This window comes from Williamwhitmania sp. (genome assembly GCA_035529935.1).
Lineage (GTDB): Bacteria > Bacteroidota > Bacteroidia > Bacteroidales > Williamwhitmaniaceae > Williamwhitmania.
The window spans coordinates 17,830-33,470 of sequence record DATKVT010000209.1 but is presented as its reverse complement, the minus strand read 5'-3'; the positions used below and the strand labels follow the sequence as shown (position 1 = coordinate 33,470).

Below are 15,641 nucleotides of genomic sequence, written 5' to 3'. Positions count from 1 at the left end.
AAACAACTACACATATGAGTATCTCTTTGTTATTGCTTCAAGCGCAACCACTTACACAGGTAGCGACAAGCCTTCCAGCAAGCCAAAACACTCTTGGTCTTTGGGATCTAGCCGTAAAAGGCGGATGGATAATGATTGTGCTAGCCGTTCTATCGGTAATTGCTGTTTACATCTTTAGCGAACGTTACTCAGCCATCTACAAGGCTCAAAAGGTTGACTTCAACTTTATGAACCAGATAAAGGAATACATTCACGACGATAAGATTGATGCAGCAAAAGCCTTATGCCAATCGAAGGAAACACCCATTGCCAGAATGATTGAGAAGGGAATTCAGCGAATAGGACGACCACTTCCCGACGTAAACACTGCCATAGAAAATGTGGGTAACCTCGAAATATCCAAGTTGGAGGCAGGCCTTCCAACCTTGGCAACCATTGCTGGTGGAGCACCAATGCTTGGATTTTTAGGTACCGTAATTGGTCTTATCCAGGCCTTCTTTGAAATGTCGAAAGCGGGAAGTAATATTGAAATGGGACTATTGTCTGGTGGTATTTATACTGCCATGGTTACCACCGTTGGTGGGCTATTCGTTGGTATTTTCGCTTACTTTGGCTACAACATCCTTGTTGCTAAGGTTGAAAAAGTAGTCTTTAATATGGAGCGCAACACCACTGAGTTTATGGACCTCCTGAATGAACCGGTTGATTAAATTATTTTCCAATGGGACTAAAGCGAAGTGTAAAGATTGAAAGTGGGTTTAGTATGTCTGCCATGTCGGACATGGTGTTTCAGATACTTCTATTTTTCATGCTATCCTCCACCCTTATTTCGCCCAACGCCTTGCCGTTGCAGCTTCCTCGCAGCAATAGCCAGGTGAAGGGGAAACCTATGACCACCGTCTCCATCACCAAGGATTTGACCTATTATGTTGAGTCCACCCCCGTTCCCTTTTCTCAGTTGGAAAGCGTTATTCAACAGAAGTTGATGAATGATGAAGATCCAACGCTTTCCTTGCATGCAGATAAGAGCGTGCCCATCGATGAGGTAGTTAAGGTAATGAATATTGCTCGAAACAATCGCTACAAACTAATACTAGCAACTAGCGCAGAACAATAGGCATGACAGAGACAAAACCAGTTGACAGAATTAAAGGGTTAGCAGCCACCATCTCCTTTCATGTGGCACTGCTGCTAATACTTATTCTCATAAACCTTGGCGCATCAACACCGCCACAGGATAATGCTGGTATTCTCATCAACTTTGGCACAGACAATACTGGGTTAGGACGGATTGAACCAGCAACCGATGTTCAGCCAAAACTAGCAGTTGCTGCAGCAGTTAAGCCAGCCGACGAAGAAACTCCAATGACTCAGGACTACCAAGATGCGCCAGTTATAGTAAAAAAACAGCAAACAAAGAAAAACCCAAAACTGAAAATTACGAAGGAAGCTACAAAGCCTACTGAAACTAATAAAAGCAAAGATACCGAAACCAAACCTCAGCCAAAGGTTAATCCCAAAGCACTATTTCCGGGACAGAAGAGCGACGGTGGTAACCAAGGCGAAGGTGAAGTTGGTGGAAAAGGAAACCAAGGCGACCCCAATGGTTCACCGCTTACTGGCAACAGAATTGGTGGCGGAAATGGTAATGTTCCCTCGTTTAGCCTTGCGGGTAGAGGTTACCTAACCTTGCCCTCACCAAAATACAATTCACAAGCCGAGGGCAAAGTAGTGGTTGAAATCACCGTTGATAGAAATGGTAATGTGGTAAAGGCAAGTCCCACCATCAAAGGATCCACTGTGCAGGATGAAAAACTTTTTGAAGCAGCTAAGGATGCCGCGTTAAAAGCAAAGTTTAACGTAAAACAAGATGCCCCACCATATCAAACTGGGACTATCACCTACAACTTCAGATTGCAATAGCATTTTCCAAAAAAAATTGTGAGGTTAACAAACCAATCCCTAATCTTCTGGATTTTTAGTCTCTATAATTTTATGCAACTAAAAGAAGAGCAATTTTACTGAAAACAGGAGCAACGTTGCCAACAGAAAATATCGAACAAAAATTGCTCCTTTAGTAATTGCCAATTTTGCAGCTAGCCAAGCACCGGTCATGCTACCTACCCCAAGTAGTAAACCAATAAAGTAGTCCACTTCGTGATTGATCATAAATATCACCAAGGCAAATACAGTGAAAACCATGGTAAGAAGTACCTTCAGTGCATTGGATTTAACCAAATTGGACCCCGTAAGAAAAACAAATGAAGCTAAAAGAAAGTATCCTACTCCGGCTTGAATAAATCCACCGTAAACACCCACCAAGAAAAACACCCCTCCGCGAAGAATACGCATTAACGGATTTAAGTTCAATGGTTTTGCATCAGATATCCACCGCTCAGGCTTGTGGAGCACAACAAAAAACATGAATATCAGCAACCCACCTATAATGCGCTGCATTAAATGCTCGTTGAGCGATACAGCCAGTGAGGCACCCACTAATGCCCCAGCAGAAGCGGGGATTAGGTATTCTACCGCTTCTGACCATACAAAAAGCTTCCTCTGCTTAAAACTTCTTGTTGCCACTATGCTCTGAAGTAGAACTCCTATGCGGTTAGTTCCATTCGCAACTGTAGCCGGCAATCCAATAAAAATGAGCAAGGGTAAAATGAGCAACGATCCTGCACCGGCAAGCGTATTGATGAATCCAGCAATAAAGCCAGCAACCACTATTAAGAGGTAGGTATACCACTCCATGAACTAATATTCTTTCTTCTTCTTCCTTGGAGAGATTATTTCGTTTCCGGCCTCATCAATAATTCCGTAACGCCCATTCAGCAGCACCTTGGCACGATGGTTCTTAATAAAGGTTATTTTATCGTAACGGGGCGAAACAGTGATCTTGCCCTCCTCCGAAATAATTCCACATAGACCATCTTTATAAATCACTGCACGACCATCTTCAAATGGACCAATCTTATCGTAAATTGGAGGCAGTATCTCGTTCCCATCCTGAGAAAGAATACCAAACTTGCCACTCTTAACTACTATGGCCCGTCCATTAACGTATGGACCAATTTTATTGTAAGCCGATGGAACCAACTCTTTGCCAGTTTGATCAATTACTCCAATTCTGCCTTCGATGAATACCAAAGCTTTACCTCCTTGGAACTCGGTTATCTTCTCATACTGTGGAGGAACAATTTCCTTACCCATCTCATCAACCAAACCAACCTTCATATTTAGCCATACCTCGGCATATCCCTCCTTAAACGGACCAACCTTATCATATTTTGGCGGAATAACCTCCCGTCCTAGGGAATCAATCATCCCCCAATGCTTATCGCGGTATACCATAGCTCGCCCCCTTACAAATGGCGCAATACGAACATATATTACCGGAACTATAATCTTTCCGCTTTCATCGATAATGCCGAACTTACCATCACCCAACACCAACGCTCTTCCATTTTCGAAGGGATATATTTTTGTATAGATGGGTGGAATTATCTCCTTTCCATCCTCACCTATGACTCCCCAATTACCATTAACCAGCACATTTGCACGACCTTTATAGAACGGATAGATTTTAGTATACTTTGGGGGAACTATTTCATTCCCGTTTTCGTCGATAATGCCCCAGTAACCTCCTGAGTAAACAAATGCCCGTCCATTGACAAACTCGCCAAAATAATCATAGCCATTACCGCCCACTTTCTGTGGAAAAGTATTTGTCTGCAATAGCAAAAAGCCAAGCAGCATAAGTGAAATCCGAATCATGCGATGGTGTAGAATGTGCTTCATGCAAGCCTTGCTTAAGGACTCTAAGTTATTGAAAAAACTTCTTAAACAGATAAACGATGTTTAACTATTTCAACCTTTAGAGAATTTGATTCTAACTTATTGATTATGTGAAGATTTTTTCCCTTTTAAAAAAAATGCTAGAGATTATACAACATCCAGCCTAATTACTACACGATAAGGGTATCTTATGAATGGGTTATCAGCAAAAGAACCGGGAAATACCCGGTTCTTAATTTTGCAATACAGACTATTTTTACCAAGCAAAAAGCGGAAAATCGTTCATTAGCTTATTCACCTCTGCCCTAACAGAATCGAGAGTAGCCTGACTATCAATATTTGCAATTACAGTGTCGATAAATTCAACAACCTTTTCCACATGGGCTTCCTTCAACCCACGGGTGGTTATAGCCGGTGTTCCAACGCGTAATCCGCTGGTTTGAAAAGGTGAGCGGCTATCGAAAGGAACCATATTTTTGTTAATGGTGATGTCGGCCAACACTAAGGTATTTTCAACCTTCTTTCCAGTAATATCCGGGAATTTTGTCCGAAGGTCGATGAGCATGGAGTGGTTATCGGTTCCACCGGAGATTACCTTATAGCCGAGATCCATAAATGCCTTTGCCATAACAGCGGCATTCTTTTTAACCTGTGCTTGGTAAACTTTATACTCGGGAAGCAATGCTTCACCAAACGAAACCGCCTTGGAGGCAATTACATGCTCCAGCGGCCCACCCTGAATACCAGGGAAAACAGAAGAGTTGAGCACCTGCGACATCATCTTAATCTCACCCTTTGGTGTGGTTAAACCCCAGGGGTTAGGGAAATCTTTACCCATTAAAATGATGCCACCTCTTGGACCACGCAGCGTTTTATGGGTGGTGGAGGTAACAACATGAGCATACTTGAGCGGATTGTCGAGCAAACCAGCTGCAATAAGTCCGGCCGGATGGGCCATGTCAATCATGAGCAACGCACCTACCTTATCGGCAATTGCACGCATACGCTCGTAGTTCCATTCGCGAGAATAGGCTGAGGCTCCACCCACAATAAGTTTTGGCTTATGCTCAATGGCCATTTGCTCCATCATCTCATAGTCAACACGACCTGTCTCTTCCTTTACTCCGTAGGAAACAGCATTGTAGAGAATGCCCGACATATTTACTGGCGAACCATGTGAAAGGTGACCGCCGTGAGAAAGGTCTAAACCCAAGAATGTGTCGCCAGGCTTTAGACAGGCCATGAATACGGCCATGTTTGCCTGTGCACCGGAGTGTGGCTGTACGTTGGCATACTCGGCATTAAAAAGTTTCTTCAACCGGTCAATAGCCAGCTGCTCAGTTTGGTCCACAATCTGGCAACCGCCATAGTAACGGGCACCCGGATAACCTTCGGCATACTTGTTGGTAAGCACAGAGCCCATTGCCTCCAGCACCTGTTCGCTCACAAAGTTTTCAGAAGCAATTAATTCAACACCATGCATTTGACGCTCGCGCTCTTTAGCAATAAGATCAAATATCTGCGTATCTCTAGTCATGTTTACTACTTTTGAATTTGAGGTAAAAGTATAGTTTTTGGTTCGAGTTTGAAACTATAAAAAGATTTTTTACAACAGATTAACCGCCTTTTCCATCGATTGCGATAATTAATTAGCCTATGCATTATACTTGAAAATATGTTTATCCAATATCAAGTGATGGAGGTCAATTGGTGGATAAGATCTACCATGTTGGTATCAACTGATTTCCAATCCATTGGCTGACGTGCCTGTAAGTCGGCATTGGGCAAAGGCAGAAGAATGGATTGACGCTGGGTCATCAATGCCTCCGTTCCATAATAAATTACTCGAGGATAAGGAAATGAGAACAAAAACGACAACGCGGTCTCCAACCTAGCTTTTTTTCCTTCGCACTCAAACAAAAAGCGATCGAGGTCGTGATTATCGAGAAAGAGAACCGGCAGAAACGAGTTGGAATAGCCTAACGAAAAATGGTCCAAACAGGCAGCCATTAAATCTGCATTAACCTTGCCTTGTTTTGAAAAATGGGTGCGCAGCAGGTGGGCGAAATGAAAATCGAGCACCCCGTGGAACACCGCCTGGTAGTCCAGCTGAAGTTCTTGCTGGTTAATGCCCCATCGGCGGCGACGCTGCTTGTGCAGCATTCCAAGTGTTGAGAAATCGGCTGGAGCAATTCCGGCACCCCACACCTCCCCCAACAGAACCACCGCAGGAAACTCCTTATTTACCAACCGGCGAAGCGCCTTCCAAAAGCCCATTCCTGGCCCAATGGCGTGGTCGATACGAAACCCATCAAGACCTATGCTAAGCCAGTAACGAGCATTGTTTAGCATGTAGCGGCGCGCCATAGGGTTATTTAGATTAAGCTTGGCCAACTCTGGATAATGCAAAAAATATCGATAGCTCTTGGTACCCTTGTTGAAGTAAAACCACTCCCGATACGGGCAATCTTTATCCTTGAGCGCTGCCTGAAAAAAGGGATGCTGAGTTGAGCAATGGTTGGGAACCCAATCGGCAATTATTTTCATTCCCCGCCTATGGCAATCGTCAACTAAAGACTTTAAATCGGCAAGCGTTCCAAAATGAGGATCAACCTCATCAAAGTTGGTAATGTGGTATCCATGGTATGCATCTGTTTGATAGAAAGGCGATAGCCAAAGGCAATTAACGCCCATGGTCTGCAGGTAGGGTAGTTTATCTCGTGTTCCGTTAAGAGTTCCCCCAAGGAACTCATTTTCGCCTCTATCAGGTTTCATTTCGGTAGTATTTGCAAACCGATCCACCAGAACCTGATAAATTACTGCACCGCTAAGCCAGGTTGTCATACCTACTATTTAGATGGTAAAAATAGCTAGAAATACCACAAACTCAATGAAAGTGAATAGCGCAATAATTAAGGTTCAATATGTGCATCCTATTTTTTAATCAAGGAAAATAATGGTTGTCTCTTCCCGATTAAACACAATAAATACCTTTGTAGAATTAACTCTATGTTGCACACAATAGTAACATCAATCTTTTAAGTATGAAGAAGTTTATTCCCCTCCTTACTGCATTTGCGCTTGCAACAATCATTGCCGAAGGTCAAGTACCTACTGCATCATGTGGAAAGATCATTCAAATAGAGAATTTTCAATCAAAATACATCGCTGCCCGCAATGTAGATGTCTGGCTCCCAGAGAGCTACGACTCTGCTAAAAAATACGCCGTACTCTACATGCACGATGGTCAAATGCTATTCGACTCCACCATAACATGGAACCATCAGGAGTGGGGCGTTGACGAAACCATGTGTAAGTTGATGAATGAGGGAAAGATTCGAAGCTGTATTGTTATAGGTATATGGAACTCAGGGAAGGGACGGCATTCCGACTACCTCCCACAAAAGCCATTCGAATCGCTCCCAAAAACATTTAAGGACTCCCTAATAAACTCCACCAAGCGCAACGGTGAGAGTGCCCTTTTCGATGGCAAGGTAAGATCAGATAGCTACCTGAAGTTTATAGTAAAAGAATTAAAGCCCTACATCGACAGCCATTTCTCGACATTCACCAATAGAGAGAATACGTTTATTGCCGGATCGAGCATGGGCGGGCTAATTTCGATGTATGCCATTTGTGAATACCCCAGAGTTTTTGGTGGGGCTGCCGGCCTTTCCACTCACTGGATTGGAACTTTTTCCACAAAGAACAATCCAATACCAGAGGCTTTCTTGGCCTATATGAAAAGTCATTTACCCTCTCCAAAAACGCACAAGCTATACTTCGACTATGGAACCAAAACGCTAGATTCCCTTTACGAGCCCTACCAACTCCAAGCAGATAAAATTATTGCAAGCAAAGGGTATTCAAACGTTAACTGGATTACTCGAAAATTTACGGGCGACAACCATTCAGAAAGGTCTTGGAACCATCGGTTGAATATTCCATTGGAATTTCTATTGAAACAAGAATAGTTTCAACAGCACCAAACAACTAAATATAAAAACGGCAGCCCCATTTTAAAAAGGGACTGCCGTTTTAGTATTGGAATTGTAGTATTGCTATAAAGCCATGCGACGACCTAGCTCAATAATAAAGTCCTCTCCCGAAAGAATTGTTTTAGCAGGAGGATTGCAAAGACGAGCCAAATCACCTGTCATGACACCCTCCTCCACAGTCTCTACCAAGACTCTATCGAGCTTATCGGCAAATTGTTGCAGGGCGAGAATGGAGTCCAGCTCTCCCCTCTTTCGAAGCGCTCCTGTCCAGGCATATATCAGCGCTGTTGGGTTAGTAGAAGTTTTTTCACCCTTTAAGTAGCGATAGTAGTGCTGCTGAACTGTTCCATGGGCAGCCTCATACTCAAAATAGCCTTTCGGTGAAACGAGTACAGAGGTCATCATAGCCAGCGATCCAAATGCGGAAGCAACCAAGTCGCTCATCACATCACCATCGTAGTTCTTACAAGCCCACAAAAATCCACCATCGCTCTTAACTAGGCGAGCCACCATATCATCGATAAGGGTATAGTGGTAATGAATGCCCAGCGCAGCAAACTTTTCAGCATAGTATTTTTCGAATACCCGCTGGAAAACAATTTTGAAACGCTGATCGTAAGTTTTGGAGATGGTGTCTTTTGTTGCAAACCAAAGGTCCATCTTCTGATCAAGTGCATAGTTAAAGCAGCTACGGGAGAAACTTTGGATGCTCTCCTCGGTATTATGCATTGCTTGCAAAACACCAGCATGCTCAAACTCATGAATGGTCACGCGCTTCTCTTTTCCCGATTTTTCGGTAAACACCAACTCCGCCTTACCAGCCCTGCAAGCAAATGTTTCCACGGCCCTATAAACATCACCATATGCATGACGGCCAACAATTATAGGCTTTTTCCAACTCTTGATTGATGGCTCAATATTATTCACCAAGATGGGTTTGCGAAACACAGTTCCATCAAGCATCGCCCTAATTGTTCCATTAGGCGACAACCACTGCTTCTTTAAGTTATACTCTTTTACTCGTGCACCATTTGGAGTAATGGTTGCATTTTTAACACCAACACCCCATTTTTTAATGGCCTTGGCTGCCTCAACGGTTACTTCATCGTTGGTAGCATCACGATTTTCGATACCGAGATCGTAATACTCCACTTTAAGATCAATAAAAGGCTGAATAAGTTTCTCTTTAATTATGGGCCATAATACTCTGGTCATCTCGTCGCCATCGACCTCCACCAGAGGGTTTTTCATCTGTATTTTACTACTCATCTTGTCAACTTATTAATCGATAAATAAAAATTGCCGGTTGTAGTTAAAGCTCACCGGCAAAAAAAATTAAAATGTCTACCTTTTATTTAGTGCAACGTAGTCAATTTTTGGCCCAACAGCCTTGTAAGCGGGACGGATTATACGCTTGGCGCTGTTAATCTCCTCAATACGATGTGCACACCAACCAGCAATACGCGACATAGCAAATAGAGGAGTGTAAATTTGTGGTGGGATATCGAGAGCACAATTTACAAAGCCAGAGTAAAAGTCCACGTTAGGGGCAATTACCTTACCGTCGCCTTTGCGCTCAGTGAAAAGGTCCGGAGAAATCCTCTCAATCAAGTCATAAAGGTCAAATTCATCCGATTTACCTTTTTCCTTAGCAATATCTCTAGCCTTTTCCTTTAGCAGAATTGCGCGTGGATCGGAGAGGGTATAAACTGCATGCCCCAACCCATAAATTTTACCAGAGCCGTCAAAAGCTTTTTTGTCCAAAATCTTGCGCAGATAATCAGAAACTTCCTTTTCGGAATCCCAATTACGAACGTTACTCTTTATGTCGTCTACCATGGCCATAACCTTGATATTTGCACCGCCATGAAGAGGTCCCTTGAGCGAACCAAGTGCAGCAGCAATGGCTGAGTAGGTATCGGTAAGCGAGCTCGACACCACGTGTGTAGTGAAGGATGAGTTATTACCACCACCGTGCTCGGCATGCAAAACCTGCATGAGGTCAAGAATTTCAACTTCGAGTGGAGAGTATCTGTTGCCACCTTTGAGCATGTAAAGGAAGTTTTCAGCAGAGCTCAACTCCGGCTTTGGATGACGAATTACCAACGTTTTGTTCATGTAGTGGTAACGCATGCCGTGGAATGAGTAGGCCACAATCGCAGGAAACTTAGCAATGAGGCTTAAGCTCTGGAGTAAAAGGTTAGTTGTGGATACATCATCGGGGTTGTCATCTTGCGTATATAGCGAAAGTACCGAGCGGGCAAGCATATTCATAACATCACGACCACGGAATGACAGAATAATATCCTTGGTGAAGTATTTTGGAAGGTACCGCTGCTGGGCAAGGTATGCCGAAAACTCAGCCAACTCACCAGAAGTAGGCAACTTGCCAAAGAGAAGCAGATACACGGTTTCATCGTAGCCTTGTCGCTTATCCTGCTGAAATCCATGGACGATCTTATCTATGCCTATTCCCCTGTATTCCAAGCGGCCCTGGACTGGGACAGCACCCGCTTCTGTTTTTTCCACACCTACAACGGTACCAACGTTAGTAAGTCCAACAAGCACACCCGTTTGGTCAGCGTTTCTCAATCCACGCTTAACGTCAAATTTCGCGTAAAGATCGTTATCTATTGTGCTAGACTTTTCGGCCAAAGAGGCCCAATGCTCAAGGTTATTCATAGCTATTCGTGATTTAAGTTACTTTAATGCTTTTCCATTTTTCTTATCAAGTTCAAGGCACTACCAGCACGGAACCACTCCAGCTGATTTTCGTTGTAAGTATGAACAACGTCAAATTTTTCGGTGGAACCATCGGCATGGTGCAAAACAACCACGAGGTTCTTGCCGGGCACAATATGCTCTAGCCCAACAATATCTATGGCGTCATCCTCCCGAATCTTGTCGTAGTCGGCTTTGTTGGCAAAGGTCAGCGCAAGCATCCCCTGCTTCTTGAGATTCGTTTCGTGAATACGAGCGAACGACCGAACCAAAATCACCTTCACACCTAGGAAGCGAGGCTCCATGGCAGCATGCTCGCGAGATGATCCTTCGCCATAGTTTTCATCACCAACCACAATGGAGCCAATACCGGCATTACGGTACGCCAACGCAGCAGTTGGTACGGGAAGATATTCGCCAGTAAGAAGATTCTTCACCAGATTTACCTTATCGTTAAAGGCATTGGCTGCTCCAATTAGCATATTTTGAGAAATATTCTCGAGGTGCCCCCTGTATTTCAGCCATGGGCCAGCCATTGAAATATGGTCGGTTGTACACTTACCCTTTGCCTTAATGAGCAGCCGTAAGCCAAGAAAGTCCTTCCCGTTCCATTCTAGAAAAGGCGTTAGCAGTTGAAGGCGTTTTGAATCTGTAGAAACTGCAATTTGAATGGCAGAACCATCAATTGCGGGAGATTGATAGCCATTGTCGCCTACTGCAAAACCAGCAGGTGGCATTTCAATCCCTTCTGGTTCGGCAAGTTTGATCTTATCACCCTTTTTATTGGTTAGAAAATCTGTCATTGGATTAAACGCTAAATCGCCAGCAATGGAAAAAGCAGTGACAATCTCAGGCGATGCAACAAATGCATAGGTATTCGGATTCCCGTCATTACGCTTTGCAAAGTTCCGATTGAACGAGGTTATGATTGAGTTCTTCTCGCCCTTGTCGGAATTGTGCCTTGCCCACTGCCCAATACAAGGTCCGCAGGCATTTGCCAAAACCGTTCCTCCAATATTTTCAAAAACGCCTAAAAGTCCATCTCGCTCAATGGTGTAGCGCACCTGCTCCGAACCAGGAGTTACGGTAAACTCAGACTTAACGTTAAGACCACTAGCCAGTGCTTGCTTTGCAACTGAAGCTGCCCGGGTAATATCCTCGTAGGAAGAGTTGGTGCAGGAACCAATCAAACCAACCTCGAGCTTCTGTGGCCAGCCATTTTCCTTTACGGCCTTGGCAAACTGTGATAGCGGCCATGCCTTATCTGGAGTAAATGGTCCATTAATGTGTGGTTCTAAGGTTGAAAGATCAATCTCAATTATCTGGTCAAAATATTTTTCAGGATGGCTATAAACTTCCGCATCTCCAGTAAGATGTTCAGCAATTCCATCAGCAAGAGTAGCAACCTCCTTGCGACCAGTACCTGCAAGATAGTTTTTCATCTTATCGTCGTAGCCAAACAGTGAGGTAGTAGCACCTATTTCTGCACCCATATTGCAAATGGTCCCCTTACCTGTGGCAGAAATAGACTTGGCACCCTCTCCAAAATACTCAAGAATACAGCCAGTTCCACCTTTCACAGTAAGAATGCCAGCAACTTTTAGAATTACGTCCTTGGCAGATGTCCAACCGCTCAACTTTCCGGTAAGCTTAACGCCGATGAACTTCGGAAACATCAACTCCCAGGCCATACCAGCCATTACGTCCACCGCATCGGCACCACCAACTCCAATGGCCACCATGCCTAAACCACCTGCATTAACCGTATGAGAGTCGGTTCCAATCATTAATCCACCTGGGAAAGCATAGTTTTCAAGAACCACTTGGTGAATGATTCCAGCACCGGGCTTCCAAAAGCCAATACCGTATTTATTACTAACCGATGCCAGAAAACTGTAAACCTCTTCGTTGGTAGTCAATGCAACTTTAAGGTCGTCAATGGCGCCGTGCTTTGCCTGAATGAGATGGTCGCAATGGACAGTAGAAGGAACCGCCACCTTGCTTTTTCCCGCCTGCATAAACTGAAGTAACGCCATTTGAGCCGTAGCATCCTGCATGGCTACCCTGTCTGGGGCAAAGTCCACATAATCCTTACCACGGGCAAATGGTTTGGAGGGAATTCCTTCCCATAGATGTGAATACAAAATTTTTTCAGTTAAAGAAAGAGGATGCCCAAGCACCTGACGTGCTTTTGTAACTCTTTCCGGTAGTCGGCGGTAAACCGACTTTATCATTTCAATGTCGAAAACCATAATGCAGTGAATTTGTTCTGTATATCAACTATTTCAAAAAAAGTTCTGCGATTGTCGTTCAAATGAATTCAAATCTTAAACAATAAACTTCTTTGAAAGTTCTATTATGCCTTCAATTCTACAGATTAGAAATGCAAAAATAAAGATATCGACGACATATACAAGTTAACATATATCGATACACCGATGATTATTATAAATGCGAGGAAAATGGTGACTGAAAAGTGGAATTTTGTTGGGATGCTGCTTTTCTGATTGGCATCAGCAGTGGAGAACGGTAGCAGCTATAACTTCTTGCCAGCAACCAACAACAATGGTTCTTTTGGAGGAGCTGGCAGAGTAAAAGTGAATTCGGCACCCTGTCCAAAAACGCTCTTGGCAGAAATTGTTCCTCCGTGTCTCTTCACAAATTCATCACACAGAATGAGTCCAAGACCGGTGCCCTTCCCCACGGAGTTGGCACCTATTTCACTTGGCTTAACATCAATTCGGAAGAGTTTCTCAAGGTCGTGCTGCTGAATACCAACGCCAGAATCAGCTACTGTGACTGCAATTTGCGTATCCATCTTTTCGGCTGTAATTCTCACAACACCACCAGGCTTAGTAAACTTAATGGCATTTGTCACAAGATTTCGGAGGATAGTTGCAACCATTCGCTTATCAGCAAACACTTCAAATCGTTCGGAAATATTATCGACTAAGAATAGATGCTTTGTAGCCGCCTGAATGGATGCAAGTTCAAAGACTTCCTTTGATATATCTGACAACTTCACCAATTCGGGTGCAAAGGTCATTGCCCCTGACTGCACCATGGCCCACTGCATTAACTCTTCAAGAAGTTCTACCCCACCCTGTGCGGCATCATGAATTTCAGACACAAACTCCATGATTTTATTACGATCATACTCCGCTAAATTACTTAGGAGCAGGCTGGAGAAGCCCAGTAAGGCATTGAATGGATTTTTAAGATCATGGGCGATGATTGAAAGGAACTTGTCCTTCATGCTATTCACTTCCCGAAGTTGTTGTTCGATCTCCTTTCTATGGCTTATGTCTCGCGATACAGCAATAATCAATGTAATTTTCCCACTCTCATCCGACACTGGTTTAAGCGTAGATTCAACCCATCGAATATCTCCGCCGGTGGTGAATACTCTAAACTCAACCAGTTCGAGAAGGCTACCACCTGTATACATCCGAAGCATAGCATTTGTAACGTTGTCGATCCAATCGTCACGGAAAATCAATACCTCAGGTGATTTACCTATAAGCTCTTCTGGACTGCGTCCTGTTATCTGTTTTATTGCCGGCGAAATATAGTTTATGGTTGCTGCCATGTCCGGATTATGCAAGCTGATAACATCGCTAATACCCTCCGCCATAAAGCGAAACATCTCCTCGCTCTCCTTGAGTGCTTTAACTGCTTGCCTTTGTGCAGTGGTATCTACAAATGAAACAAATAACCGCCTGGCGTTATGGTTATCGACCAAGGCTACATTAAGCCGACAGCTTCGTTTATGCCGATTTTTGGTGTAGTAGTGAGCATCATAATCGCGTACAATGCCCTGTGCTTCAATTTGAGAGTAGATAGTCTGGTGACCCTGATTGCTCCAGATATAAAGATCCTTGGTAGTACGTCCAATAGCATACTTTTTCTGAAATCCAGTAAGCGTTTCAAAAGCATCGTTAGCCTCCAAGATTTTACCATTGGGATAAGAAACCACAAACATGGCGCTGGCATTGCGACTAAATGCATTACGATACAGCTCCTCACTCTCACTCAACTTCTTCTCTACCTGCTTTCGATTGGTTATATCTTGAAGGAGCCAAACAATTTCTACCTGAAGGTTGTCGTAATTAAGCCCAATAGCCTTAAGTCCACACCATATTTCCCCACTAATTTGATGCTTGAGTTTAAGCTCAGTTTGAAATGTTCTGCCCTTGGTGATTTCCTCCTTCGCCCGCGTGCTGAGATTTTCTAGCCTCTTGCGCACTGGAAAAAGTTCTTCTATTGGTTTGCCGATTATTGCATCCACATTAATGCTGGTAATCTCTTCAAAATTAGCGTTTACCCAAATAATCTTTCCGCCCGATTCAATAGCCATTCCAATAGGGAGTGTCTCTAAAATCTTTTTTTGCCAGAAGAGCGTCTCCTGCTGTCCCGACACCTTGTCCTTAAATGGGGTAACATCAACCTTGGTGAAAACGAAATGAGTTATTTCGCCCTTTTCATTTTTGCAGGGAACAATAGTGTTTTTCTCCCAGTAGGTGGTCCCATCCTTTCTCCGGTTAGAAATCTCTCCCTCCCAGCGGTTACCTTCTAAAACGGTCTTCCATAAATCTGCATATACCAATTCATTGTTATCACCACTAATCAGAAAGGAAGTATTTTTGCCTACGATCTCTGCTCGAGAATATCCTGAAATTGCTGTATAGGCTGGATTAACATACTCGATATGGCCATCCGGATTGGTAATGGCAATGGCTTCGGGACATTCGTCCAGTGCCATAGTAATCGAATGATTTCTATACCTCAATGCAGCAAGTTCCTGCTCAAGATACTTTATCTTCTCACTCTGTTCTTTTTCCGTCAACCTTCTAGGGAATAAATACTTATTTAGCAAACTGCCGCAAAAATAGCAGATAGCTTCTTATACAACGACAAATTGAAATCACATAACTCATACAATCGATGCATTTTGGCTAATCGATTTATTTGATTGACAAACGAATTTATTTAGCCCCAACCTACCGAAGATGTTGTTAACGAATAGCTAGAACCTACCCAAATATAAAGCAAAAAACATTAAAAGGATGCCTCACAAAACGAATTTGGGAAGTTTTATTTAAGTTTTCAAATTAGCAAGCCTAG

General features: G+C 43.5%; 12 protein-coding genes. 4 read left to right on the top strand and 8 right to left on the bottom strand.

The features are described 5' to 3' along the window. Positions 1-14: 14 nt before the first annotated feature. From VMW01_16005 to VMW01_15995, 3 genes are read left to right on the top strand one after another with little or no spacing between them, the layout of a single operon-like run. Complete coding sequence (locus VMW01_16005; GenBank protein ID HUW07754.1) at positions 15-710, top strand: MotA/TolQ/ExbB proton channel family protein; 696 nt, start codon at positions 15-17, stop codon at positions 708-710. Positions 711-721: 11 nt separating this feature from the next. Next, on the top strand, positions 722-1,117 hold the full coding sequence (locus VMW01_16000; GenBank protein HUW07753.1) for a biopolymer transporter ExbD: 396 nt from the start codon (positions 722-724) through the stop codon (positions 1,115-1,117). Between the two features lie 2 nt (positions 1,118-1,119). Continuing rightward, entirely contained in the window at positions 1,120-1,923 is an 804-nt protein-coding gene (locus VMW01_15995) for a TonB family protein (GenBank protein HUW07752.1), read from the top strand. A gap of 78 nt (positions 1,924-2,001) precedes the next feature. On the opposite strand, the gene VMW01_15990 is transcribed toward VMW01_15995, so the two are convergent. From VMW01_15990 to VMW01_15975, 4 genes are all read right to left on the bottom strand, one after another. After that, positions 2,002-2,754: a sulfite exporter TauE/SafE family protein gene (locus VMW01_15990; GenBank protein ID HUW07751.1), complete on the bottom strand. Its 753-nt coding sequence runs from the start codon at positions 2,752-2,754 to the stop codon at positions 2,002-2,004. 3 nt (positions 2,755-2,757) lie between these two features. Continuing rightward, positions 2,758-3,801, bottom strand: a complete 1,044-nt coding sequence (locus VMW01_15985; protein HUW07750.1) for a WG repeat-containing protein — start codon at positions 3,799-3,801, stop codon at positions 2,758-2,760. 253 nt (positions 3,802-4,054) lie between these two features. Continuing rightward, positions 4,055-5,335: a serine hydroxymethyltransferase gene (glyA, locus tag VMW01_15980; protein HUW07749.1), complete on the bottom strand. Its 1,281-nt coding sequence runs from the start codon at positions 5,333-5,335 to the stop codon at positions 4,055-4,057. Positions 5,336-5,487: 152 nt separating this feature from the next. Next, positions 5,488-6,642 carry an alpha-amylase family glycosyl hydrolase gene (locus VMW01_15975; protein HUW07748.1) on the bottom strand — a complete coding sequence of 385 codons (1,155 nt, stop codon included), beginning with the start codon at positions 6,640-6,642 and terminating at the stop codon, positions 5,488-5,490. Positions 6,643-6,842: 200 nt separating this feature from the next. On the opposite strand from VMW01_15975, the gene VMW01_15970 reads away from it, so the two are divergent. Further along, positions 6,843-7,772, top strand: a complete 930-nt coding sequence (locus tag VMW01_15970) for an alpha/beta hydrolase-fold protein (GenBank protein HUW07747.1) — start codon at positions 6,843-6,845, stop codon at positions 7,770-7,772. An 87-nt stretch (positions 7,773-7,859) separates the two neighbouring features. Here VMW01_15970 and VMW01_15965 read toward each other — a convergent pair whose 3' ends face one another. The 4 genes from VMW01_15965 to VMW01_15950 all read right to left on the bottom strand — a co-directional run bounded on the left by VMW01_15965 (position 7,860) and on the right by VMW01_15950 (position 15,363). Further along, positions 7,860-9,065 carry an NADP-dependent isocitrate dehydrogenase gene (locus VMW01_15965; protein ID HUW07746.1) on the bottom strand — a complete coding sequence of 402 codons (1,206 nt, stop codon included), beginning with the start codon at positions 9,063-9,065 and terminating at the stop codon, positions 7,860-7,862. Positions 9,066-9,140: 75 nt separating this feature from the next. After that, the gene (locus VMW01_15960; protein HUW07745.1) at positions 9,141-10,478 is read right to left on the bottom strand and encodes a citrate synthase; all 1,338 of its coding nucleotides are present in this window, start codon (positions 10,476-10,478) and stop codon (positions 9,141-9,143) included. 23 nt (positions 10,479-10,501) lie between these two features. Next, positions 10,502-12,769: an aconitate hydratase gene (locus VMW01_15955; protein ID HUW07744.1), complete on the bottom strand. Its 2,268-nt coding sequence runs from the start codon at positions 12,767-12,769 to the stop codon at positions 10,502-10,504. Between the two features lie 284 nt (positions 12,770-13,053). Continuing rightward, complete coding sequence (locus VMW01_15950) at positions 13,054-15,363, bottom strand: PAS domain S-box protein (protein HUW07743.1); 2,310 nt, start codon at positions 15,361-15,363, stop codon at positions 13,054-13,056. Between the last annotated feature and the right edge of the window lie 278 nt (positions 15,364-15,641).